Raw genomic sequence first — 23,199 nt, 5'->3', positions numbered from 1 at the left:
CATCTACTCTTCAACCAAAAACGGTAACCGCTTGCCGGCTTAAAGCTACCAACTCTCCGCTAGCGGTCCAAATACCCGCATGGGTATGCCCATAGCCTGACCCCGCTTGATCAACCGTAGCCCGGTATAACAACCAGTCGCCGGGGGCGATCACAGGCCTTGGATGAATAATTTCAAGATTCCAGCTCAATGAGCTCGCCGGAGCCGGCCCTTTCAAGTACGGCAAGATAGCGGGCGGCCATGCGTCCGCCAAAGCAATAATGTGGGCATCCGTCATAGCATCCGGCGCTTCCCGGAACTGCATCCAGCCGCCCATCTCGCGCCCACCTTTACCGGAAAACGGCATATTCCCAAACGCCCAGCGCATTTCAATATGCTGAGTAAATTCCGGAGTTACGCCCTTGATGTAAGGAAGCTCCGGACACTCCTCAACAGGTTTGGCAACGGGCCCCTCTATAGGAGTCACCTGAACAGCGGAATCGCGATCACCACCAAAACTCGCCAAACAAACCAAACGAGGCTCGCCATTCTGAACAATACGCCCGGTTACCTGTGAGGCTGCTTTTCCTTCACGAAGAACCTCCACCTCGAAAACCGCAGGAACATCCGCTTCCACCGGCCCAACGAAAGAAACCTGCATGGCACGAACAGGCCGCCCGGGAGCCACCCTGGAAGCCACCACTTCGTAGGTTAGCGCTGCAACCACACCACCAAAACTCGCTCTCCCTTGCCCCCAACTCGCGGGTATCACCACCGCCAGGCCTTGGCGTACGCCCTCTAAAAGCTCATCAATTCTCATACTTTTTCTCCCACCGTTAGCCTGCAAACATCAGAGATTGCCCAAGTTCCTAACAGCTGGCAAGACGGCTGCCCCGGCAACTACCTACCTGACCTACCGCATAAAATATGTCAATAGCGCCACAAAACGACTATAATCCTCGAAAATCATGCATTGCGTTTGCAATGTCATATCCTCCGAATACCGAGTACATTCATGTCAGAATTGTCTTTTGCCGAACTGGGGCTGGACCCAGCCGTCCTGGAAGCCGTATCCGCCGTTGGCTACGAAACACCATCGCCCATCCAGGCGCAATCCATTCCCGCCCTGTTGGCCGGCAACCATTTGTTAGGTGTCGCCCAGACCGGCACCGGGAAAACTGCGGCGTTTGCCCTACCTTTGCTGAGCCGCATTGACCCGAACATTGCCCAGCCCCAGATCCTGGTGCTGGCCCCTACCCGGGAACTGGCTATCCAGGTCGCTGAAGCCTTTACAACCTACGCCAGTAAATTCAAGCAATTCCACGTTCTTCCGATCTACGGCGGCCAGGACTTCGCCCCGCAGATTCGCGGCTTGAAGCGCGGCGCTCAAGTGATCGTTGGTACGCCCGGCCGAATGCTGGACCACCTGCGTAAAGGCACCCTGAGACTGGAAAATCTGAAAGCTCTGGTTCTTGATGAAGCCGACGAAATGCTTCGTATGGGCTTTATCGACGATGTTGAGGCGATCCTGTCCAAAACACCGCCGAACTGTCAGCGTGCTCTGTTCTCGGCCACCATGCCGCCGCAGATCAAGAAAGTTGCCCAGACATACCTGAAGAACGCCACGGAAGTTCGCATTGAGAGCGAAACCCGCACCGTTGAGCGTATTGCCCAGTTTGTATTGCCGGTTTACGCCGAACGTAAGCTCGATGCTCTGACCCGCATTCTGGAAGTGGAGCCATTCGACGCTTCGATCATCTTTGTTCGCACCAAAGCAGAAACCACACTGCTCGCAGAAAAACTGTCAGCCCGTGGCCACGCCGTTGCGCCGTTGAGCGGCGATTTGAACCAGCGTCAGCGTGAGCAAACCGTTGAAGATCTGAAGCGTGGCAAGAAAGACATCATCATTGCCACCGACGTAGCGGCTCGTGGTCTGGACGTTCCCAGAATCACCCACGTGATCAACTACGACGTGCCCTACGACACTGAAGCTTACATCCACCGTGTAGGCCGTACTGGCCGTGCTGGCCGTACCGGTAAAGCCATTTTGCTGGTAACCCCACGGGAGCGTAGCTGGTTGCGTACTCTTGAGCGCGCCACCAACTCGCCCATGGAACCTTACCAACTGCCCTCACCCGCTGCGCTGCAGCAAATGCGTGTCGAGCAGTTTGAAGCACAGTTACTGGGCTTCACTGACGATCCCCGTGCCGCCAAAGCCATTGCTTTGCTGGACGAAATCGCCGAACGCAACGACATGGACATCACCGCAGTAGCCGGCGCTCTGGCCTGCTGGATGGAAGCCTCTCAGCCTGATTCACTGCCACTTGAGCAGCCTGAAGCACTGCCTGAAGTTTCATCTGCTCCGCCACGTCGCAGAGGTGGCCCTTCCGGTAAAGGCAACTTCCGCAAAGGCGGCCCGAACAAGAGCTTCCGCAAGGATGGCAAACCAGGCGGCCCTCGCAAAGACGGCGGTAGAGGTCGTCCCGGCGGCGGCAAGCCCGGCGGGAAACCTGGCCCTAAGCGCGCTCCGCGCTCATAAGCCAGTTGGCGTAACCGGTCAGCTTGACCGGTTGCGCTGATAGACTACAAAGCTGTAGTCGTAAGGATTATTATCAGACGCGGAGAAATCTTCGCGTCCGATCTCTTCCCACTCATCCCAGTTCACTTCCGGAAAGTAGGCATCCCCGTCAACCTCGGCGTGTACCTGCGTGATATAGATCCGATCGACCATTGGCAGGGCTTCTGCGTAGATCTGCCCACCGCCAATAATCATCACCTCTTCACCACCATCCAACTCAGCCTGAGCCTCGGCCTTCACCAATGCTGCATCCAATGAAGTCGCCGCTACTGTACCCGCTGGAGCTTCCCACTCCGGGTTTCGGGAAATAACCACGTTCATCCGCCCCGGCAATGGCCGACCAATGGAATCCCAGGTTTTCCGCCCCATGATAATGGGCTTACCCATGGTAGCTTCTTTGAAATAACGCAAATCCCCTGGCAAATACCAAGGCAGCGCATTGTTGCGACCGATAACCCGGTTTCGGGCCATGGCTACGATTAGTGCTTTTCTCATTTCGTCTAATCCCCATTTGAATTTGGAGTTAGCAAAGGGCGGGGTGTGCTTTTCAAAACACGCTCGAGCACATCCATGTGGCGAAGGAGCAGTTTTTTGGAGGGCTTGCCCCGCTTATCCGCCACCATCCAAGTCCACGATAAAGGTCAAATAGCGATAGGCGCCTTAATGCCCGGATAAGGGTCATAGCCCTCAAACTCGAAATCTTCCAACTCGTAATCAAAAATCGAATCAGGCTTACGCTTGATCACCAGCTTCGGCAAAGACCTTGGCTCACGCTTCAACTGCTCAAACACAATGTCGTCGGTCAGGTGATTCTGATACAAATGACAATCGCCAAACGTATGAACAAACTCACCCACATCCAGATCACACTGTTGAGCAATCATATGCGTCAGCAACGCATAAGACGCAATGTTAAACGGCACCCCCAGGAACAAATCCGCACTGCGCTGATAAAGCTGACAAGAAAGCTTGCCGTCCACCACATAAAACTGGAACAAACAGTGGCACGGCGCCAACGCCATACGCCCTTCCCGCACGTTATCCTGCGGACCAATAGACTCATCAGGCAACTCAGCCGGATTCCAGGCTGAAACAATCAAACGCCGGGAGTTTGGCTTGTTTCGAATCTGATCGATCACTTCGCTGATCTGATCAATCACACCGCCATCGTGACACTGCCAGCTACGCCACTGCTTACCGTAGATAGGGCCCAGATCGCCATTCTCCAGCGCCCACTCGTTCCAGATGGATACCTTGCGCTCTTTCAGCCAGTTGTTGTCTGTGGAGCCTTTCAGGAACCACAACAACTCGTAAATGATACTGCGCAGGTGCACTTTCTTGGTGGTCACTAACGGAAAGCCTTCCTGCAGATTGAAACGGATCTGCCGGCCAAACACCGAACGAGTTCCCACGCCGGTGCGATCACCCTTATCGAATCCGTTATCAACCACGTCTTGCATCAGGTCGAGGTAAGCTTTCATGATTTTTCTCTCCGATAAGCAATGGCAATCAAGGCAGCGCCGGCGATGATCATGGGCAACGACAATACCTGCCCCATAGTGACCCAATCAAAGGCGAGGTAACCCAGATGCGCGTCTGGTAGGCGGACAAACTCGACCAGAAAACGGAACACGCCGTAACACAGCAAAAACAGACCCGAGACCGCCATTTTCGGCCGCTCTTTCGCCGAGAACCACCAAAGAATGACAAACAGTGCCACGCCTTCCAACGCGACCTGATACAACTGAGACGGATGCCGGGCCAGCGCGTCTTGCGCCTGCGGGAATACCATGCCCCAAGGCAAGTCAGTGGGTTTGCCCCAAAGCTCGCCATTAATGAAATTACCGACACGGCCTGCGCCTAACCCCACTGGCACCAGCGGAGCCACGAAATCGGCGATTTTCCAGAACCCGGCACCGGTTTTGCGGCCAAACCACACCATGGCGACCATGACACCCAGCAAGCCACCGTGGAACGCCATTCCGCCTTCCCAGACACGCAACAACCAGAGCGGGTCCGCCACGAAGGCATCGAAGTTATAAAACACCACATAGCCAAAACGGCCGCCGAGAATGACCCCGAGGGCCATATAGAAAATCAGGTCACCCACTTGTTCTTCTTTGAGCGGCGACCAAGGCTTCCGGCTGCGGATATTGCCCAACCACCAAGCTGCCGCAAAGCCAACCAGATAGGTCAGGCCATACCAATGAATTTTGAGGGGGCCGATCGCGATTGCGACCGGATCAATCTGTGGGTATTGCAACATGGAAAGACTCTTAGCTCAGCAGGAATCGTAGGCCGACGATAATCAGCACAATGGCAAATATACGTTTCAGCAGGCGACCATCAAGGCGGTGTGCCAATTTGGCCCCTAAGCGGGCAAAAATCACACTGGTAGCAACAATACCAATGAGCGCGGGCAAGTAAATAAAGCCGAAACTCATTTCCGGCAACTCAGGATGCTGCCATCCGGTCCAGATATTCCCGACCGCTCCCGCCAGAGCTATCGGAAAACCGCAAGCGGCAGACGTTGCAACCGCCTGCTGCATACGCACGTTGGACCAGGTCAGGTAAGGCACCGAAATTGTGCCCCCACCAATACCAAAAATCGCGGAAGCCCAGCCGATGAAACCACCAGCTACGCCCAATCCGGCCGTGCCCGGTACGTCCCGCCCCGGCTTCGGATTCACTTCCAGAATCATCTTCAGAGCCACCAGAATAGCGAACACGCCAATGATCGTTTCAAGTAACGGCCCGCTCAACATCGCAGCTGTCCAAGCGCCCAACAGTGCACCCGCAATGATTCCGACCGTCATAGGGCGGAAAAGATCCCAGCGCACCGCTCCATGCTGGTGATGGGTACGAATGGAACTGATTGAGGTAAACAAAATGGTCGCCAGCGAGGTGCCAATCGCCAAATGCGCGGCAATCTCCGGGCTGAATCCCATAAAGTTGAAACTGAAGATCAGCACAGGCACGATCACCAGACCGCCGCCAATACCAAACAGGCCAGCCATAGTGCCAGCAAGTGCACCCAGCAACAGGTACAGAACAAGTACGCCAATCAGGGTCATAATAAACATGGGTCCGGGGAAGTATTCAGGCTGGTATGATACGCATTGTTGCGAAGCGCTGCACGCCGATCATGAGGATCACTACCTGCTATGTGCACCATCATTTTCTCCCTTGGCCAAAGCCGCCAATATCCCTTGGTTGTTGCCGCCAATCGTGACGAGTTTTACCGGCGCCCGACTGCGACAATGGACTGGTGGGCAACCGACAATGGCTTGGAAATTCTAGCGGGCCGCGATTTGGAATCCGGGGGCACTTGGCTGGCCGTCTCACCTGAGGGCAGAGTGTCCGCAGTCACCAATGTCCGCGAGGGCAGCCCGGAAGCAGGCCGTTGCAGCCGAGGTGAATTGCCCCTGAAAGCACTCAGCCTGCCCTATCCGGAATTGAAAGACACGCTAACCTCGGATCCCGGGCGCTATTCAGGCTTTAATCTGGTTTCGCTATCCCCCGACAACGGCTGGTATTACAGCAATCGGGATGCCCACCCGGGAAGGCAGGTTTTCAGGGGCATCTACGGTCTCAGCAACCATCTACTCCAAACGCCCTGGCCCAAGCTTTTGCGTCTGCGCACGGCCGTCGGCCAATCCATAGACACAGCTCGCGCTGATACTGACGCACTGCACAGCCAACTGATTTCCGTGCTACAAGACACCACACCGGCCCCCGACAACCAGCTACCAGACACTGGCGTAGGGTTGGATACCGAACGCTTCCTTTCGTCGCCGTTTATCAGTGGCGAGCACTACGGCACCCGCGCAACCACCATCGTAACGCTGTCGACTCTGGGCGAAATACAGGTAACAGAGCAGTCGTGGGGCCCCTTCGCGCAGAAGCTCGAAAAGCGAGAGTTTCGCTGGCAGCGATAGCTCAGGGACTCTGTTATAATCCGCGCATTTCCTGACACATTGGAGCGGAGGACGCCCATGGCCGGTGACAAAGACAAGACATCGATAGCCGACTTTGAAAAATCTTTGGACGAGCTTGAAAAGCTGGTTCGGGATCTTGAGCAGGGCGAACTGCCTTTGGAACAGTCCCTGGCGGCGTTCGAGCGTGGCATAAAGCTGACTCGCGAGTGCCAAAGCGCCCTGAAATCGGCCGAACAGCGGGTTGAGCAACTGATTCAGAACAGTGATGGCTCCCTGGAAACACGCCCTTTCGCTCCGGATGATACCCACTGATGACTGATCGCACCGCTCTGGCGATTGACTACATTGAACAGTGCCGCCAACGCATCGATGCTGAACTTGATCGCAGTATCCGCCAGGATTCTGCGTCTGAACGTCTGCAAGAAACCATGCGCTACAGCGTGCTCGGTGGCGGTAAACGTATCCGCCCCGCTCTTTGCCTGGCCGCGGCGCGGGCCGTCGGCTGCGACGAGGAAGTCGCACTGGTCCCGGCCTGTGCACTCGAACTCATTCACGCCTACTCTCTGGTGCATGACGATCTGCCCGCCATGGACGACGATGACCTGCGCCGAGGCCGACCGACAGCTCACATAGCATTTGACGAAGCCAGCGCCATTCTCGCCGGCGATGCACTACAAACACTGGCCTTCAGCTTGCTGGCGGGTGCGCCGGGCTTATCCGATACGCAGCGGATCGCGATGATCACCAAACTGGCTCAGGCCAGCGGCCACGCCGGCATGGTTGGCGGCCAAGCCATTGATCTGGAGTCCGTCGGTATTAAGTTAAACCTCGATCAACTTGAAACTATGCACCGCCACAAAACCGGCGCACTGATTGAAGCCAGCGTTGATCTTGGCGCCCTAACCTCAGCCGGCGTCAGTCAGGAGCAAAGAGTCGCTCTGGCAAACTACGCCCGGGCACTGGGTCTGGCCTTTCAGGTGCAAGATGATCTGCTGGACATTGAAGGTGACACAGCCATCATCGGCAAACGCCAGGGTTCCGATGCCGCCAAAGCGAAACCGACCTACCCGGCACTGCTTGGCCTTGAGGGTGCTCGCGAGCACCTTGCCACCCTGCTGGAACAGGCCCAGCGGGCGCTGGGCGTATTTGGGGCAGAAGCGGAGCCGCTTCGTGCTATGGCCGATTATGTGGTGACACGAAACCACTGACGCCCCGCATGAACACATGGCAATGCGCCGTTTTGTAACATCTGGCCCGGGAAGCATGAAACAGCCTCCGCTGTTCCCTATAATGGCCCGCCAGAGAACTCATATTTTCGAGAAAGACCCGAGCTGATGCAGGACACTTATATCTTCAGGGAAATCCCCTCACAGCGGCCCAACACACCGCTGCTGGACCGTATTGACGCTCCAGCTCAATTACGTGAACTGCCACCGGAGAATCTGCCCCAACTGGCCAGGGAACTTCGGTCGTTCCTGCTTTGGACAGTGGGCCAAACCGGCGGGCACTTTGGTGCCGGCTTGGGTGTTCTGGAGCTAAGTGTTGCCCTGCATTACGTATTTAACACGCCGGAAGACCGCCTGGTGTGGGATGTGGGGCACCAAGCTTACCCCCATAAAATCCTGACCGGTCGCCGGGAGCAGATGGGCAGCATTCGCCGCAAAGGCGGCCTTGCCGGCTTTCCAAAACGGGCCGAGAGCGAATACGACACCTTTGGCGTGGGACATTCGAGCACCTCGATCAGCGCCGCCCTGGGCATGGCCATCGCGGCACGCATGCAGAACACCGGTCGCAAGAGCATCGCCGTGATTGGTGACGGCGCAATGACTGCAGGCATGGCATTTGAAGCCTTGAACCACGCGGGCCATCTACACGCTGACATGCTGGTGATCCTGAACGACAACGACATGTCGATTTCACGCAACGTTGGCGGCCTGTCTAACTATTTTGCCAAGTTGCTGGCGAGCCGCACCTACAATCAGGTTCGCGACGGTAGCAAAAAAGTGCTCGCTGGCACCCCCAATCTGATGGCGCTGGCGAAAAAGACCGAAGAGCACTTCAAGGGCATGATCGCCCCCGGCACCCTCTTCGAAGAACTGGGCTTCAACTACATCGGCCCCATTGATGGTCATGACCTGCCGTTACTGGTAGAAACTCTGGAGAACATCCGGGATCTCGACGGCCCGCAGTTTTTGCACATCGTGACCACTAAAGGTAAAGGCTTTGCGCCCGCCGAAGCGGACCCGATCGGCTACCACGCCATCAATAAAATTGAGCCAGTACCGGCCAACAAGCCGGAACCGGTAGCCCCAAAACCGGCCAGCCCCAAGTACGCCAACGTGTTCGGCCAATGGCTGTGTGATGCCGCAGAACAGGACGAACGCATTGTCGGCATTACGCCGGCCATGTGCGAAGGTTCGGATTTGCTGGCCTTCTCCGAACGCTTCCCGGATCGTTATTTCGACGTTGCCATTGCCGAACAGCATGCAGTGACACTGGCCGCCGGGCTTGCCTGTGATGGTGCCAAGCCGGTTGTCGCCATTTATTCAACCTTCCTGCAGCGGGGCTACGATCAGCTAGTTCATGACGTTGCCATTCAGGACCTCGATGTTCTGTTTGCGATAGACCGCGCCGGACTGGTGGGTGAAGACGGCCCAACTCACGCAGGCGCGTTCGACATCAGCTATCTGCGCTGCATCCCCGGCATGGTCATCATGACCCCGTCCGACGAAAACGAAACCCGCCAACTGCTGCATACCGGGCTAGTACACGAAGGCCCTGCAGCGGTTCGTTACCCCCGAGGAACGGGACCGGGCGCCGAGATCTCGCAAGAGCTGACCTCGTTACCGATCGGAAAAGGCCGCCGCATTCGTGAAGGGGCACGCATTGCTATCCTGAACTTTGGCCCACTACTCGAGCCCGCATTAAGAGCGGCTGAAGAGCTGAATGCCACGGTTGCCGACATGCGCTTCGTTAAACCACTGGATGAAGCTCTGGTACTGGAACTTGCTGAACAGCACGACTTACTCGTTACTCTGGAAGAGAATGCGATAGCAGGCGGCGCAGGCAGTGCAGTCACTGAGTTCCTATGCGCCAATGAAGTGACCTTGCCCGTCATGCATCTCGGCCTACCCGACCGGTTTGTTGACCACGGTAAACCGTCGGAGCTGCTGGCCGAATGCGGATTGGATGCTGAAGGAATCAAAAACGCGATCGCAGGGCGGCTGGAGCGCATGCTCGAACGGCCGGTTAGCGCCGCCAAATAAAAAACGCTGGCCTCGGCCAGCGTTTTTTTATTTCAAGACAAATCAGGCCGGGTCGTCGTCCTGATGGGTTTCAAGCCAGTGTCCAAGCTTGCTTTGCTTGGTATTGAGGTAGTGTTCGTTGTGGGGGTTTCGGCCCACATGCAGGGGCACCCGCTCAACGATATTCACACCGTAAGACTCAAGCGCCTTCACCTTCCTCGGGTTATTGGTCATCAATTTCAAACGACCGATGCCCAAGTGCTTCAACATGTCCTGACACATGCTGTAATCCCGCAAATCTGCGCCAAACCCCAGCTGCTCATTGGCTTCAACCGTATCAGCGCCTTGATCTTGCAAGCGATAAGCCCTGATTTTATTCAACAGGCCAATGCCGCGACCTTCCTGGCGAAGGTACATCAACAAACCACGACCTTCTCGCGCAATACTGCGCAAGGCTTCTTCAAGCTGGTAGCCGCAATCGCAGCGCATGCTATAAAGCGCATCACCGGTCAGGCACTCGGAATGCGTTCTTGCCAGCACCGGCTCATCGGTGCTGATATCACCCAACGTCAGGGCCACGTGTTCCTTCCCGGTTTCGATCTCTTCAAAGCCGTGCATATCGAAGACACCAAAGGGGGTAGGCAAACGGCAGGTCTCAATGTAACGAACAGCCACTGTAATTCCTCGTGGTTCTGACAAATGGGGCGGGCATTCTATCACGTGGCCGCTAGCTGGGCGTAGTCTCAGCCAACCAATGACCGGAACGGCCGCCTTTTTTTTCCAGCAGCCGAACGTTATCGACCACCATCCCTTTATCCACAGCCTTACACATATCGTAGAGCGTAAGCGCCGCCACCGAGGCGGCCGTCAACGCTTCCATCTCGACACCGGTCTGGCCAGACAGCTTGCAGCGGGTTTCAATATGAACTGACGCACCGTCAGCACCCGCAGACAACAGCACTTTGGTGGAGGTCAGATTCAAGGCATGGCAAAGCGGAATCAAATCATGGGTTTTCTTGGCCGCCATGATGCCCGCAATTCGGGCCGTAGCCAACACATCGCCCTTCGGGTGCTCGCCATCGACAATCATTCTGAGAGTTTCCGGCAGCATACGCACCGTTGCCTCGGCCCGCGCTTCACGTTCGGTGACGGCCTTTTCCGTCACGTCTACCATTCGCGCTTCACCTTTCTCATCAAGATGGGTCAGTTTGCTCACGCTTGGCTCCCTCTGAATTTAGTTTCAGCCTACCGATCATCATGGGACGGCCACCAGAAACTGATGCCTGCAACACCTTGACCGCCACATGCCTGCGCCTGAGTTTGATGCTCAAGCGCCAAGCCACCCAATCCATAAACGGGGACCACGGCCATCGATACCTGCCGCTCGAACTCCTCCCAACCCAAGCCCGGTTCACCGGGGTGGCTGGCCGTTGGCAAGACTGGCCCAAATACCGCGTAGTCCGCGCCCAGACGCTCTGCCTGGCGCAATTGGTCAGCGCTATGGCAAGACACACCCAACAACCGATTCACAGGCACAGGGCGCTCAGGCAGCCCTTCAGCTTCACGCCAAGGCAAGTGCACCCCTGCCGCTTCTGGAAACTCGGCGGCTAAATCCGGACAGCCGTGCAGCAACACGCCTACTCCGGAACCTTCGCTCTCGGCCAGGACTGCCTGCGCTAACTGCCGGTAATCATGAGCCGGCAACTCTGGCGCCCGCAACACAACCAACCCGGATTTGAGCGAAGGCAATGCCGCAACAAAACGATCCCGACCATTTTCCCACGATGCCATAGCGCCGGTTATCGGTAGATTCCCGGGTAAGCTCAAGGCCCGAATGATTGGCCTGTTAGCAGCCGGGAAGTCTTCATCCTGCAACGCATCAGGCCGCATCCAATCGATCGGCTGGCCCTCCCGGCCCTCGGGTTCGCCTTTTGCGGCCGAGGTTTTCCAGACATCCAGAAAAACCTGCTTGTCACCGTAGTCGTGACGAATACCAATAACCGGCTGAAGACTCTCCAAAGGCACCGTTAACCCGGTTTCTTCCTCAATCTCGCGCACCAGTGCCTGCTGAACACTTTCCCCCTGCTCCACCTTACCACCGGGGAACTCCAGCAAGCCGCCCTGATGGACATGATCCGGGCGGCGCGCGATCAGCACGCGACCGTTCCGGATAATCACTGCAACGGCAACATGAACCTGCTTAGGCACAGACAAACGGTTAGCTGCGGTATTCGGCATTGATGGTCACATAGTCATGGGAAAAATCGCAGGTCCATACCGTCTCGCGAACATCGCCACGCTTGAGGTCAATCGCGATGGTAATTTCTTCCTGATCCATCACCGCCTGACCACGTTCCTCGGAATAGTCATCCGCCCGGCCGCCATCACGCACCAAGCACACATCGCCCAGATAAATCTCCAGAGCCTTCAGGTTCAGATCAGCAACACCTGCACGACCAACCGCAGCCAGAATCCGGCCCCAGTTCGGGTCTGAGGCGTAAAGCGCGGTCTTCACCAGTGGAGAGTGAGCCACCGTGTACGCCACATCCAAAGCTTCTTGCTGGCTTGCGGCGCCCGACACATCGATCGTGACAAACTTGGTAGCACCCTCACCGTCCCGAACAATGGCATGGGCCAGGTCCAGGTACACCGTGCGCAAGGCTTCTTTAAGCTTGGCAAACAGCGGGCTATCCTCGGTAATTTCAGGCCCATCGTAGCAACCGCTGGCAATCAGCATGCAGGCATCGTTGGTGGAGGTATCGCTGTCGATGGTAATCCGGTTAAAGGACTTCTCTCCCAACTCAGAGGCCAATGTCTGCAACGCCTCGGGCGCCACCTTGGCATCGGTAGCAATGAAGCCAAGCATGGTCGCCATGTTCGGGCGAATCATACCGGCGCCCTTACTGATGCCCGAGATCGTAACCTTGTGGCCGTCCAAATCAATCTGGCAGGACGCACCTTTCGGCCGGGTGTCGGTCGTCATAATGCCACTGGCCGCTTCTGCCCAGCGGTCTTCGCGGGTATCCGCCAGCGCTTCCGGCAACGCCCCTACGATTTTTTCCACTGGCAGGGGTTCACCAATCACACCGGTGGAGAATGGCAGCACATTGACTGTATCCACGCCGGCTTTTTCTGCGAGTGCCGCACAGCAACGTTCCGCATTCACCAGCCCGGCATCGCCGGTACCAGCGTTGGCGTTACCCGTGTTGATCAGTAGATAACGAGGTGCTGCACTTGCCAGATGACGTCGGCTCAGCACGACAGGGGCCGCGCAGAACTGGTTCTGGGTGAAGATGCCGGCTACCCGGGCCTCGGGGGCCAGCTCAAACACAACAACATCCTTACGGCCAGGCTTCTTGATGCCAGCACTGGCAATACCGATTTTAACCCCTGCTACCGAATGAAACTCCGGCAAAGTTCCGGGACCTACCGCCATGCTTGTCTCCTTGAATTAGCGCCAATCTGTAAACGACAAAACCCGCAAGCTGCTCACGGTCAGGCAGTTTGCGGGTTCTGGTTCGTGCGTTTTGGTGTCGGTTTAACTCACCTTACCGCAGCATTGCTTAAACTTCTTACCAGACCCGCAAGGGCAAGGCTCGTTTCGGCCTACTTTGCGCTCTTGGCGAACAAAGGTATCCGGCGTTGCCTGCTGCCCCTCTTCCCCTTCGTTTTGAGCAGGAGCGGCTGCACTGGTTTCGTCGTGTCGAAGGTTCGCCCGGGCCATTTCGCGCTCAAGCTCTTCCTTGCGGCGACGCTCTACTTCTTCCATCTCTTCACGACTCTGCACGCGAACGTGGCTCAATACCCGCGCAACATCCCGCTTCATGCCTTCCAGCATGTTTTCAAACAGATTAAACGCTTCGCGCTTGTATTCCTGCTTGGGGTTCTTCTGGGCATAGCCACGCAAATGAATACCGCGACGCAGGTGGTCCATATTGGAAAGATGCTCTTTCCAGAGCGTATCCAACACTTGCAAGAACACCTGCTTCTCGAATTTGCGCATGGACTCGGCACCGGCGATCTCTTCCTTCGCCCTGTACTCGGCCACGATGGCATCCAGTATCTTCTGGCGCAGGTTATCCTCAAACAGCTTGCTGTCTTCCTCCAGCCACTGCTGAATCGGCAGATCAATCGCCATCTCAGACTGCAGCTGCGCTTCCAAGCCCGCCACATCCCACTGCTCGGGCATGCTCTGAGGCGGAATGAATTCGCTGATCAGCGAGTCAACCACATCTTCCCGAATGGTATCCACCATTTCGGATACGTCTTCGGAGGCCATAACCTCGTTACGCTGTTCATAGATAACGGTACGCTGATCGTTAGCAACGTCGTCGTACTCCAACAGCGTCTTACGCATGTCGAAGTTGCGACCTTCCACTTTTCGCTGGGACTTCTCGATGGCGTTTGTGACCATCCGATGCTCGATGGCCTCACCCTTCTTCATACCCATTGCTTGCATCAGGTTCTTCACACGCTCGGGCGCGAAGATTCGCATCAGGTTATCTTCCAGCGACAGGAAGAAACGAGACGAGCCCGGGTCGCCCTGTCGGCCCGCACGACCTCGCAGCTGGTTATCGATCCGGCGAGATTCGTGACGCTCGGTACCGATAATGTGCAAACCACCGGCTTCCAGAACCTGATTGTGGCGTTCGGTCCACTCGGCCTTCAAGCGGCCAATTTCTTCTTCCGAGGCCTCAGACATGCCAGCGGCTTCAAATTCCCAGTTACCCCCCAACACGATGTCGGTACCACGACCCGCCATGTTGGTAGCGATGGTAACGGCTCCCGGGCGGCCAGCCTGAGCAATGATCTGTGCTTCGGATTCGTGCTGTTTGGCGTTCAGAATTTTGTGATCGATACGCGCTTTCTTCAGCAACATCGACAGCAGTTCAGACGCTTCAATGGAGGCGGTGCCCACCAGAATCGGCCGCCCTTCAGCGGTTACGTCTTTAATCTCGTCAATGATTGCGTGGAATTTTTCTTCCTGCGTCAAATACACCAGATCGTTGTAATCAATACGCTGGATTGGCTTGTTGGGCGGAATCACCACCACATCCAGACCGTAGATTTGGCGGAATTCGAACGCTTCGGTGTCTGCTGTACCGGTCATGCCGGCCAATTTTTCATACAACCGGAAGTAGTTCTGGAAGGTGGTTGAAGCCAGAGTCTGGCTCTCTGCCTGAATCTTGAGGCCTTCTTTGGCTTCAATCGCCTGATGCAGGCCTTCACTCCAACGGCGGCCCGGCATGGTGCGCCCGGTGTGCTCGTCAACGATAACCACTTGCCCACCCTGAACGATGTAATCTACATCTTTCTGGAACAAGTGGTGCGCCCGAAGGCCGGAGTGAACATGGTGCAGCAAACCCAGGTTGGCGGCGGAATAAAGGCTTTCACCTTCCTGCAGCAAGCCACGACTGAGCAGAAGCTCTTCTACTTTTTCGTGACCGGTTTCGGTTAATTCCACCTGACGGGATTTCTCGTCAATGGTGAAGTCACCAGTGGATTCGCCTTCTTCGCTGACCTCGCCCTGTTCCAAGCTCGGAATCAGTGTGTTGATGGCTTGGTACATTTTGGACGAGTCTTCCGCAGCGCCGGAAATAATCAGCGGCGTGCGGGCCTCATCGATCAAAATAGAATCGACTTCGTCGACAATGGCGAAGTTCAGCCCGCGCTGGACTTTATCTTCAATACTGAAGGCCATGTTGTCGCGCAGGTAATCGAAACCGAATTCGTTGTTTGTGCCGTAGGTGATGTCCGCCTGGTACGCGGCCTTCTTTTCTTCCGGCGCCTGGCCGGCAACGACAACACCCACTTCCATACCTAGGAAGCGGTAGAGCTTGCCCATCCACTCGGCATCCCGTCGGGCAAGGTAGTCGTTCACGGTAATAACGTGTACGCCTTTACCCGGTAGAGCGTTCAGATACACCGCGGCGGTCGCGACCAGGGTTTTACCTTCACCGGTTTTCATTTCCGCGATACGACCCTCGTGCAGCGTCATACTGCCCACCAACTGCACATCGTAGTGGCGCATGCCCATCACACGACGGCTGGCTTCACGAACGGTAGCAAAGGCTTCTGGGAGGATGGCATCTAACGTTTCACCCTCGTCCAAGCGGCGGCGAAACACAGCCGTTTTGCCCTGCAATTCGGTATCCGACAGTGCACTAAACTGCTCTTCAAGTTCGTTGACACGCAAGACAACCTTGCGCATCCGCTTGATTTCTCGAGCGTTCTTACTGCCAAACATCTTGGTTGCGAGCTTTGTGAACATAGACCACGGCTTCTTCAGTTAAACGGAGGAAGCCGGCATTCTAACCTTATTTAGGCGAAGGACAAAAGGAGGGCTTCACGGGAATGAAATCAGCGGCTTGCGCGGCGGATATATTTTTCGGGGTTTTCGGGTTTTCCGTTGCGGATAACTTCAAAATGTACGTGCGGGCCGGTAGAGCGACCGGTACTGCCCATTAGCGCAACACTCTGCCCCTTTTGGACAATTTCGCCAACCTTCACTTTGATCGTTTTGGCGTGGGCGTAACGAGTCACCAGCCCTTCGCCATGATCAATCTCCACCAAATTGCCGTAACCGTAACGCTCATCCGCGTAGGTAACCACGCCACTGGCAACGGCGATGATATCGCTGCCATCTTTACCGGCAAGATCTACACCGCTGTGCCAAGTGCGCTTTCCGGTGAAAGGATCAGACCGGTAGCCATACTTCGACGACAGCCAACCCCAGGTGATCGGGCGCCCCTGAACGTATAAATCGTCTTCCAGCTTCTGGCGCGAAGCCACCTTTTCCAACAGGCGTAATTGCTTTTCGCGATCTTCAATTTGCGCTTCGATCTGATCGATCATATCGGTCAGTTCAGGCGCACTGAAGGAATCTGCCGACAGCCCACCCTCTTCCGGACCGCCCACTGCAGCGGGCTGATCAAAATTAAACTCGTCGCTGGTCACAATACCGGACTCAACAAACCGCTGCCCCAGAGCATCCAGCCGCAATAAACTGCCCTGAATACGGCCCAGCCGCAGAGTCAGGGCATCGATCTGCAGATCAACATCCTGCCGCACCCGGTCCATTTCAGCTTTTTGTTCTTGCAGCTTTGCCCGCCATTCAGCCACCAGCTCAGATTCGGTCGGTTCCGCTGCTGCCACTCTTTCCATGGCAAAGCGATAGCCCCCCCAACCCGCGGCAAGCACCACCGCCATCACGCCCAAAAACAGGCCGGCTATCGTAGCTGCGTTAAGGTTCAGCGTCCGGGGCTGCCCATGGCTTTTGCCAACGAAAATTACATTCATATCGTCGTTCGGTGTCATATAGGGAGTCGCAACCATATCCATGTAGTGCTGCGACCCGGAGAATTTCCGAGCGGGTCTGCTATCCTTAGCAACAACTACGCACTGAAAAAAGTCGTAGCATCCGGTAGACATTGCCTTCCATCACAATGTAAAACGGCCGTGTAATAGACGCTACGCATAAAACGTGCCGAAGTGTAACCAATCGTAAACCGCAGAGTCGAGCAAAACCCGGCAATGAGCAAAAAAAACGATCAAAAAATGATCTTCAGCACAGTTTCGTCAAGCTCCGGGACAACCCTTAAACAACTTGTCGCGAAAGCCGGCATGCACCTCGAGGCTGAGCAGATTGTGCTCGCGGCTATTCCTGAAGGGCTTACGGAAGGCACTCGTTTTGTAGCCTGCCAGGATGGAGAGTTGGTGCTGTCAACAGATACCGCCAGCAAAGCCACCCGGCTGAGGTTCCGCCAACATGAAATTATGGAGGCCTTGAGGGAAAACGAGCTCTTCCGATTTGTCTGGAAGGTGCGCGTCAAAGTCGCGCCTGCCCGGTACAAGGCTCGCAAAAAAGCCGAAAAGGTGCCTCTCAGCAAAGAAAATGCCCGACTCCTCGCAGAGGAAGCCGGGCACACGAAGGATAAAGCTCTACGCGAGGTTCTCGAAAAACTCGCAAGCCACGTCCGAGATTAAGGCCTCCCGCCTTAGCCCTCGACCGCCAGCACTGGCTTCATGTAAGAAATCGGAGCCGTCGCTTCGTCTTCGAAGGTCACGACTTCCCACGATTCTTCTTCAGCTTTGAGCTTGCGCAGCAGCTTGTTGTTTAAATCGTGGCCTGATTTCACACCACGGAACTCACCAATCAAACTGTTGCCAAGCAGGTACAAATCCCCGATTGCGTCCAATACTTTGTGTTTGACGAACTCGTCGTCGTAACGCAAACCGTCTTCGTTCAGGATTTTGTAGTCATCAACCACAATCGCGTTATCGACACTACCGCCGAGGGCCAGGTTCATGGCCCGCAGTTTCTCGATATCACGCATGAATCCGAACGTACGGGCACGGGACACTTCTTTCACGAAGGACGTGCTTGAGAAATCGACCGTTGCGGTTTGGGCGCGGCCCTTGAATACCGGGTGATCGAAATCAATGCCAAAGCTGACCTTGAAGCCTTCGAAAGGCAGGAAGGTGGCTTTCTTGCCATCTTCTTCAACGGTCACTTCCCGCTTGATACGGATAAAGCGCTTGGCGGCTTCCTGTTCGGCTATGCCTGCAGATTGCAGCAAGAACACGAACGGGCCAGCCGAGCCGTCCATAATCGGAACTTCAGCAGCGCTTAGCTCTACGTAACAGTTATCGATTCCGAGACCAGCCATAGCAGACAGCAAATGCTCTACTGTTGCCACACGCACACCGTCTTTTACCAGCGTCGTGGACAGCGTGGTCTCACCCACATTTTCCGCACAGGCACGGATTTCAACCACTGGGTCGAGGTCCGTGCGCCGGAAAATGATTCCGGCATCGACCGGGGCCGGTTTCAGAGTCAGGTAAACCTTTTCCCCTGAGTGCAGGCCAACACCGGTCGCGCGGATGGTGTTTTTGAGTGTGCGTTGTCTAATCATCGGTCATTATTCCGTCACAAAAGAGCGATATTCTGAGCAAAAAACTGCCCGAAGAATATCAGAATTCAAGACTGAGCACCATTTAACCAGCACAAGTTTACTTAACTTATGCAATAGCCTATGGCTATGATCAACCAGCTCGTCTTTGACAAAGGCTTACAACCTTGCATCGGTATCGAATGCGCGCCTATTTGTCAGCATCGAGCCAGACTATCAATCAGCCTGCCTACGAAGGAATGCGGGAATATCGAGATAGTCCACGCCTTGCTCTTCGCTTTCTTTGCTCTGATCCAATGCTACGTTGCCTTGTGTAACCGCGCGGCGACGCAGAATGGCCGGACGATCCAGCTGGTTATAATCGGTTTTGCCATCCAATGTGCGGGAGTTATCCACCACTTTGGTCGGCTTTTCGCGATCACCACCCAGGCCGGTCGCCACAACAGTGACCTTCAATTCTTCCGTCATTTCCGGATCAATCACAGTACCCACAACAACCGTGGCGGATTCGGAAGCAAATTCACGGATAATGTCACCCACTTCAGTGAACTCACCCAAGTTCAGGTCCATACCAGCGGTGATGTTAACCAGAATACCTTTCGCACCCTGCAAGTTAACGTCTTCAAGCAGCGGACTGCGAACGGCAGCTTCGGCAGCTTCCTGAGCACGGTTTTCGCCGGTTGCGCGAGCGGTACCCATCATGGCCATACCCATCTCGGACATCACCGTCTTCACGTCGGCAAAGTCGACGTTGATCATACCGTTACGGGTAATCAGATCGGCGATACCCTGAACGGCACCCAGCAGAACATCGTTGGCTGCTGCGAAGGCGTCCAGAAGACTGGTTTTCTTACCCATGACCGCCAGCAGTTTTTCGTTCGGGATGGTGATCAATGAGTCAACGGTTTCTTCCAGCTCTTTCAGGCCGGATTCAGCGACACTCATGCGCTTTCCACCCTCAAACTGGAACGGCTTGGTAACCACCGCCACCGTCAGAATACCCATTTCGCGGGCCACTTCGGCAACGATCGGAGCTGCTCCGGTACCGGTACCGCCACCCATGCCCGCGGTAATAAATACCATGTCTGAACCGCTCAGCGCTTCAGCGATGCGGTCACGATCTTCAAGAGCGGACTGACGTCCTACTTCCGGGTTCGCACCCGCACCCAGCCCTTTGGTGATGTTGCCACCCAGCTGAATGATTTGACGAGCGTCCAGGTCTGTCAGTGCCTGGGCGTCTGTGTTGGCGCAAATAAATTCTACGCCTTCAATGTCGCTGTTAAGCATGTGACGAACGGCGTTACCACCGCCACCGCCAACACCGACAACCTTAATGACTGCGCTTTGTTGAACATTATCGACGAGTTCAAACATATCCCCTACTCCTTCGTGCTGTTTCCGATCTATCCAGACCGGTTATTTCATTGGTTTTGTATTTTCGAGAAACCTTCGTGTACTGCTTCCTGATTGCCGTCAGAACTGACCGGTGAACCAGGCTTTCATGCGCTCAATCAATGAGGGAGCATCCTCAGCTTTGAGCACCGGTGTCCGACCAAGGTCCATTTGCCGGAAACCATGAATCAACAACCCGACGCCGGTGGCGTATATCGGATTGTTGACTACCTCCGTCATGCCGGAGACCGCCTGAGGACAGGCCAGCCTTACCGGCATGTGGAAGATCTCTTCGGCCAGTTCCACCACCCCTTCCATGGTGGAAGAACCGCCTGTAATAACGATGCCCGCAGGAATCATGTCTTCGAATCCCGAGCGGCGTAATTCGGACTGCACCAAGGTAAACAGCTCTTCGTAGCGAGGCTCCACGACTTCCGCCAATGCTTGTCGGGAAAGATCGCGTGGCGCACGATCGCCAACACTGGGCACCTTGATGGTGTCTTCAGCGCCGGCTAGCTGAGTCAACGCGCAGGCGTACTTGATCTTGATTTCTTCCGCATTCTGAGTCGGTGTGCGCAGAGCCATGGCGATGTCATTGGTCACCTGATCACCAGCGATGGGAATCACCGCGGTATGACGGATTGCCCCGCCTGTAAACACCGCAATGTCGGTCGTTCCGCCACCGATATCGACCACGCACACTCCCAGTTCCTTCTCGTCTTCGGTCAGAATCGCGTGGCTGGAAGCCAATTGCTCCAGGATGATGTCATCCACTTCCAGTCCGCAGCGCTTTACGCACTTATCAATGTTCTGAGCCGCGTTGACAGCACAAGTCACCAAATGAACCTTGGCTTCCAGCCGAACGCCGGACATGCCCATCGGTTCTTTAATGCCTTCCTGGTTATCGATCACGAATTCCTGCGGAAGAATGTGCAGCACTTTCTGGTCTGCAGGGATCGCAACTGCCTGAGCCGCGTCAATAACCCGATCGATGTCCGCTTGGGTCACTTCCCGATCCCGAATAGCCACGATGCCATGGGAGTTCAGGCTCTTGATGTGGCTACCTGCGATTCCCGCATACACGGAATGAATCCGGCAGCCTGCCATCAGTTCAGCTTCTTCCACCGCCCTCTGAATGGCTTGAACAGTAACCTCAATATTCACCACCACTCCGCGCTTTAGGCCGCGGGATGGGTGAGAGCCAATTCCGACGACTTCAATGGTTCCATCCATTTTGCGTTTGCCGACGATCGCAACCACCTTGGAGGTTCCGATATCCAGGCCGACAATCATGTTTTCCGTTTCAACCGATGACATGTGATTCACCAAACCCCAAGTTCGTAATAATCGTTATCAGGACTTCGGTGCAGCAACCGCTGCATCCGCTTTCCACTGCACCGCTATACCGTTTGTATAGCGAGCATCTACCCGGCTGACCTCGTCCACACGGGACGCCAACCGGTTCTCGTACACTGTGATGAAGCGTTCGAATCGCTGTTCGACTTTGTCGCGCCCCAACACCACTTCTATTCCGTTGGCCAGCGTGAGCGTCCATGCACCTCGGGCTTCGAGCGCAAGCCCGGCAAACCCAAGGCCGTAGCCATACAGCTTTTCGCTCATGCTGCGCGCCATGGTGATAACCTCTCTCACCCGCTCATCCGGCCCGGACAGCTTTGGCAAACGCCCAGCCACCTCGGGATTCGGCGGAGAGAACAGTTCGCCGGAACGACTGACCAACCGCCCGTCACTCCAATAGGCCAGCGGCTTCTTCTCGCGAATATCAATCACCAAACGCCCGGGCCACACGCGCTTAACCGCCGCAGACTCCACCCATGGCCGCTGCTCCAGCGCGGCTTTGATGTCTGCCAGATCGGTCGAAAAGTAGCTTTTACCGATCCAGGCACCCGCTGCGCGCTCAACGCCTACCCGGCTATCACCAACGAACTGGCCCTGAACATCCACGGCCAGAATCTGTTGATCCATCGCCGTCAACAGGCGATCGGTTCCCCAGGGAACCAAAGCCGCCAGCAGAACCACTGTTGCTCCCAAACCAACCTGTAACCAAGGCACCGCTGCCAAAATCGCTTTCAACACTCCAAACCGGTCTTGCCCTGGCTCTACGGTGGTTGCCCCCCGTCGCCGGGGCTGCTCGGGCGGTACCGCCCGGCTCCGGATCAGTAGTGTTTCAAGCATTCGGCGCCTCCACCAACGTGTCTTCCAGAATCCTCACCACCAGCTCCTGAAAACTGATGCCAGCCGCTTTCGCCGCCATGGGGACCAAGCTGTGATCGGTCATTCCCGGTACGGTGTTAACCTCCAGCAACCAGAACTCCCCTTGCGCATCCTGCATGATGTCTACACGGCCCCACGTTCGGCAGCCGACCACACGAAACGCATCCAGCGCCAGCTGCTGAAGCTGCAATTCTTTTTCCACCGACAAGCCGCAAGGAATGCGGTAGCGGGTGTCGTCCGCCAGATACTTTGCGTCGTAATCGTAGAAATCGTGATCGGTGCTCAGACCAATCGCCGGCAGTGCTTTGTCTTGCAGCAGGCTGACGGTAAATTCCGGGCCTTCAATCCACTGCTCCACCAAAACCAGGTCATCCATGGCTGCGGCCGTTTCGTAGGCTTCCACCAGCTCACTGACACTGCGCACCTTGCGAATTCCGATGCTGGAACCCTCGTGAGCGGGCTTTACGCTCAGCGGAGTGCCCAGTTTGGCCACGATATCGTCTGCTTCGTCAGCGGACTTCATCGCACGAAACGCTGGTGTTCGCAGGCCACAGCCTTCAAACACGTACTTGGTGCGCAATTTGTCCATTGCCAGAGCAGAGGCCAACACTTCACTTCCGGTATAGGGAATACCCGCCTGCTGCAGAATTGCCTGTATGGTTCCGTCTTCACCACCCCGGCCGTGCAGAGCGATAAACACCCGGTCAAACTCCGGGGATTCTACGGTGCTCAGTAAGCAACCCTGAACATCGATCCCATGGGCATCCACACCAGCCGACTGCAGGGCTGACAACACCGCTTCGCCACTATTCAGGGATACCTCCCTCTCGGCAGAGTTGCCTCCCATAAAGACCGCAACCCGGCCCAAGGCTTTCACCAGCTCGGGCGATGCCAAATAGTTATCGGAGTCGGTATGGCTCATA

The 23,199-nt window shown here is 55.8% G+C and carries 22 protein-coding genes; 6 read left to right on the top strand and 16 right to left on the bottom strand.

What is annotated here, in order from left to right; translation table 11 throughout:
* Positions 1 to 10: 10 nt before the first annotated feature.
* A complete protein-coding gene (locus DOQ08_RS00250) occupies positions 11 to 799 on the bottom strand; it encodes an acyl-CoA thioesterase (protein WP_114332913.1) in 789 nt (262 codons plus the stop codon).
* Between the two features lie 195 nt (positions 800 to 994).
* Here DOQ08_RS00250 and DOQ08_RS00245 point away from each other — a divergent pair, with 195 nt between their 5' ends.
* On the top strand, positions 995 to 2,518 hold the full coding sequence (locus DOQ08_RS00245) for a DEAD/DEAH box helicase (RefSeq protein ID WP_114332912.1): 1,524 nt from the start codon (positions 995 to 997) through the stop codon (positions 2,516 to 2,518).
* An 18-nt stretch (positions 2,519 to 2,536) separates the two neighbouring features.
* Here DOQ08_RS00245 and DOQ08_RS00240 read toward each other — a convergent pair whose 3' ends face one another.
* From DOQ08_RS00240 to DOQ08_RS00225, 4 genes are all read right to left on the bottom strand, one after another.
* Complete coding sequence (locus tag DOQ08_RS00240) at positions 2,537 to 3,052, bottom strand: dihydrofolate reductase (protein WP_114332911.1); 516 nt, start codon at positions 3,050 to 3,052, stop codon at positions 2,537 to 2,539.
* A 146-nt stretch (positions 3,053 to 3,198) separates the two neighbouring features.
* A complete protein-coding gene (locus tag DOQ08_RS00235; RefSeq protein WP_114332910.1) occupies positions 3,199 to 4,038 on the bottom strand; it encodes a thymidylate synthase in 840 nt (279 codons plus the stop codon).
* Positions 4,035 to 4,823: a prolipoprotein diacylglyceryl transferase gene (lgt, locus tag DOQ08_RS00230; protein WP_114332909.1), complete on the bottom strand. Its 789-nt coding sequence runs from the start codon at positions 4,821 to 4,823 to the stop codon at positions 4,035 to 4,037. Before lgt ends, DOQ08_RS00235 begins: the two co-directional genes overlap by 4 nt.
* Before the next feature lie 10 nt (positions 4,824 to 4,833).
* Complete coding sequence (locus DOQ08_RS00225; protein WP_114332908.1) at positions 4,834 to 5,631, bottom strand: sulfite exporter TauE/SafE family protein; 798 nt, start codon at positions 5,629 to 5,631, stop codon at positions 4,834 to 4,836.
* A gap of 90 nt (positions 5,632 to 5,721) precedes the next feature.
* Here DOQ08_RS00225 and DOQ08_RS00220 point away from each other — a divergent pair, with 90 nt between their 5' ends.
* From DOQ08_RS00220 to dxs, 4 genes are all read left to right on the top strand, one after another.
* Positions 5,722 to 6,495: an NRDE family protein gene (locus DOQ08_RS00220; RefSeq protein ID WP_114332907.1), complete on the top strand. Its 774-nt coding sequence runs from the start codon at positions 5,722 to 5,724 to the stop codon at positions 6,493 to 6,495.
* A 57-nt stretch (positions 6,496 to 6,552) separates the two neighbouring features.
* Positions 6,553 to 6,807 (top strand): exodeoxyribonuclease VII small subunit, encoded by a 255-nt coding sequence (locus tag DOQ08_RS00215; RefSeq protein WP_114332906.1) that lies wholly within the window; start codon positions 6,553 to 6,555, stop codon positions 6,805 to 6,807.
* The gene (gene ispA / locus DOQ08_RS00210) at positions 6,807 to 7,703 is read left to right on the top strand and encodes a (2E,6E)-farnesyl diphosphate synthase (protein WP_114332905.1); all 897 of its coding nucleotides are present in this window, start codon (positions 6,807 to 6,809) and stop codon (positions 7,701 to 7,703) included. The genes DOQ08_RS00215 and ispA overlap by 1 nt, the downstream gene beginning before the upstream one ends.
* 126 nt (positions 7,704 to 7,829) lie before the next feature.
* Complete coding sequence (dxs, locus tag DOQ08_RS00205) at positions 7,830 to 9,761, top strand: 1-deoxy-D-xylulose-5-phosphate synthase (protein ID WP_114332904.1); 1,932 nt, start codon at positions 7,830 to 7,832, stop codon at positions 9,759 to 9,761.
* A gap of 42 nt (positions 9,762 to 9,803) precedes the next feature.
* Here the strand turns inward: dxs and ribA are convergent, their stop codons facing one another.
* From ribA to DOQ08_RS00175, 6 genes are all read right to left on the bottom strand, one after another.
* The gene (gene ribA / locus DOQ08_RS00200) at positions 9,804 to 10,415 is read right to left on the bottom strand and encodes a GTP cyclohydrolase II (protein ID WP_114332903.1); all 612 of its coding nucleotides are present in this window, start codon (positions 10,413 to 10,415) and stop codon (positions 9,804 to 9,806) included.
* 52 nt (positions 10,416 to 10,467) lie between these two features.
* A complete protein-coding gene (moaC, locus tag DOQ08_RS00195) occupies positions 10,468 to 10,956 on the bottom strand; it encodes a cyclic pyranopterin monophosphate synthase MoaC (RefSeq protein ID WP_114332902.1) in 489 nt (162 codons plus the stop codon).
* Between the two features lie 29 nt (positions 10,957 to 10,985).
* On the bottom strand, positions 10,986 to 11,978 hold the full coding sequence (locus DOQ08_RS00190; RefSeq protein WP_114332901.1) for a Nudix family hydrolase: 993 nt from the start codon (positions 11,976 to 11,978) through the stop codon (positions 10,986 to 10,988).
* The gene (argJ, locus tag DOQ08_RS00185) at positions 11,959 to 13,176 is read right to left on the bottom strand and encodes a bifunctional glutamate N-acetyltransferase/amino-acid acetyltransferase ArgJ (RefSeq protein WP_114332900.1); all 1,218 of its coding nucleotides are present in this window, start codon (positions 13,174 to 13,176) and stop codon (positions 11,959 to 11,961) included. Before argJ ends, DOQ08_RS00190 begins: the two co-directional genes overlap by 20 nt.
* A gap of 102 nt (positions 13,177 to 13,278) precedes the next feature.
* Entirely contained in the window at positions 13,279 to 16,011 is a 2,733-nt protein-coding gene (secA, locus tag DOQ08_RS00180; RefSeq protein ID WP_114332899.1) for a preprotein translocase subunit SecA, read from the bottom strand.
* A gap of 89 nt (positions 16,012 to 16,100) precedes the next feature.
* Positions 16,101 to 17,057, bottom strand: a complete 957-nt coding sequence (locus DOQ08_RS00175; RefSeq protein WP_114333852.1) for a M23 family metallopeptidase — start codon at positions 17,055 to 17,057, stop codon at positions 16,101 to 16,103.
* Between the two features lie 216 nt (positions 17,058 to 17,273).
* Between DOQ08_RS00175 and DOQ08_RS00170 the strand changes: the two genes are divergently transcribed.
* Entirely contained in the window at positions 17,274 to 17,726 is a 453-nt protein-coding gene (locus tag DOQ08_RS00170; RefSeq protein WP_114332898.1) for a DUF721 domain-containing protein, read from the top strand.
* 11 nt (positions 17,727 to 17,737) lie between these two features.
* Here the strand turns inward: DOQ08_RS00170 and lpxC are convergent, their stop codons facing one another.
* From lpxC to DOQ08_RS00145, 5 genes are all read right to left on the bottom strand, one after another.
* Complete coding sequence (gene lpxC / locus DOQ08_RS00165) at positions 17,738 to 18,655, bottom strand: UDP-3-O-acyl-N-acetylglucosamine deacetylase (RefSeq protein WP_114332897.1); 918 nt, start codon at positions 18,653 to 18,655, stop codon at positions 17,738 to 17,740.
* Positions 18,656 to 18,868: 213 nt separating this feature from the next.
* Positions 18,869 to 20,026, bottom strand: coding sequence for a cell division protein FtsZ (ftsZ, locus tag DOQ08_RS00160; RefSeq protein ID WP_114332896.1), 1,158 nt, complete (start codon positions 20,024 to 20,026; stop codon positions 18,869 to 18,871).
* A gap of 99 nt (positions 20,027 to 20,125) precedes the next feature.
* The gene (gene ftsA / locus DOQ08_RS00155) at positions 20,126 to 21,361 is read right to left on the bottom strand and encodes a cell division protein FtsA (RefSeq protein WP_114332895.1); all 1,236 of its coding nucleotides are present in this window, start codon (positions 21,359 to 21,361) and stop codon (positions 20,126 to 20,128) included.
* A gap of 36 nt (positions 21,362 to 21,397) precedes the next feature.
* A complete protein-coding gene (locus DOQ08_RS00150; protein WP_114332894.1) occupies positions 21,398 to 22,237 on the bottom strand; it encodes a cell division protein FtsQ/DivIB in 840 nt (279 codons plus the stop codon).
* Positions 22,230 to 23,198: a D-alanine--D-alanine ligase gene (locus DOQ08_RS00145; protein WP_114332893.1), complete on the bottom strand. Its 969-nt coding sequence runs from the start codon at positions 23,196 to 23,198 to the stop codon at positions 22,230 to 22,232. The genes DOQ08_RS00150 and DOQ08_RS00145 overlap by 8 nt, the downstream gene beginning before the upstream one ends.
* Position 23,199: the final 1 nt, after the last annotated feature.

Source organism: Marinobacter litoralis (assembly GCF_003336705.1).
In the GTDB taxonomy this organism is placed as follows: Bacteria; Pseudomonadota; Gammaproteobacteria; order Pseudomonadales; family Oleiphilaceae; genus Marinobacter; species Marinobacter litoralis.
Note: the sequence above shows the minus strand (reverse complement) of the source record. Positions and strands in the feature narration are given on the sequence as shown.

Coding starts and splice junctions, on each gene's coding strand:
- DOQ08_RS00250 (WP_114332913.1), bottom strand. CDS start 799: ATGAGAATTGATGAGCTTTTAGAGGGCGTACGCCAAGGCCTGGCGGTG.
- DOQ08_RS00245 (WP_114332912.1), top strand. CDS start 995: ATGTCAGAATTGTCTTTTGCCGAACTGGGGCTGGACCCAGCCGTCCTG.
- DOQ08_RS00240 (WP_114332911.1), bottom strand. CDS start 3,052: ATGAGAAAAGCACTAATCGTAGCCATGGCCCGAAACCGGGTTATCGGT.
- DOQ08_RS00235 (WP_114332910.1), bottom strand. CDS start 4,038: ATGAAAGCTTACCTCGACCTGATGCAAGACGTGGTTGATAACGGATTC.
- lgt (WP_114332909.1), bottom strand. CDS start 4,823: ATGTTGCAATACCCACAGATTGATCCGGTCGCAATCGCGATCGGCCCC.
- DOQ08_RS00225 (WP_114332908.1), bottom strand. CDS start 5,631: ATGACCCTGATTGGCGTACTTGTTCTGTACCTGTTGCTGGGTGCACTT.
- DOQ08_RS00220 (WP_114332907.1), top strand. CDS start 5,722: ATGTGCACCATCATTTTCTCCCTTGGCCAAAGCCGCCAATATCCCTTG.
- DOQ08_RS00215 (WP_114332906.1), top strand. CDS start 6,553: ATGGCCGGTGACAAAGACAAGACATCGATAGCCGACTTTGAAAAATCT.
- ispA (WP_114332905.1), top strand. CDS start 6,807: ATGACTGATCGCACCGCTCTGGCGATTGACTACATTGAACAGTGCCGC.
- dxs (WP_114332904.1), top strand. CDS start 7,830: ATGCAGGACACTTATATCTTCAGGGAAATCCCCTCACAGCGGCCCAAC.
- DOQ08_RS00190 (WP_114332901.1), bottom strand. CDS start 11,978: ATGCCGAATACCGCAGCTAACCGTTTGTCTGTGCCTAAGCAGGTTCAT.
- argJ (WP_114332900.1), bottom strand. CDS start 13,176: ATGGCGGTAGGTCCCGGAACTTTGCCGGAGTTTCATTCGGTAGCAGGG.
- secA (WP_114332899.1), bottom strand. CDS start 16,011: ATGTTCACAAAGCTCGCAACCAAGATGTTTGGCAGTAAGAACGCTCGA.
- DOQ08_RS00175 (WP_114333852.1), bottom strand. CDS start 17,057: ATGACACCGAACGACGATATGAATGTAATTTTCGTTGGCAAAAGCCAT.
- DOQ08_RS00170 (WP_114332898.1), top strand. CDS start 17,274: ATGAGCAAAAAAAACGATCAAAAAATGATCTTCAGCACAGTTTCGTCA.
- lpxC (WP_114332897.1), bottom strand. CDS start 18,655: ATGATTAGACAACGCACACTCAAAAACACCATCCGCGCGACCGGTGTT.
- ftsZ (WP_114332896.1), bottom strand. CDS start 20,026: ATGTTTGAACTCGTCGATAATGTTCAACAAAGCGCAGTCATTAAGGTT.
- ftsA (WP_114332895.1), bottom strand. CDS start 21,361: ATGTCATCGGTTGAAACGGAAAACATGATTGTCGGCCTGGATATCGGA.
- DOQ08_RS00150 (WP_114332894.1), bottom strand. CDS start 22,237: ATGCTTGAAACACTACTGATCCGGAGCCGGGCGGTACCGCCCGAGCAG.
- DOQ08_RS00145 (WP_114332893.1), bottom strand. CDS start 23,198: ATGAGCCATACCGACTCCGATAACTATTTGGCATCGCCCGAGCTGGTG.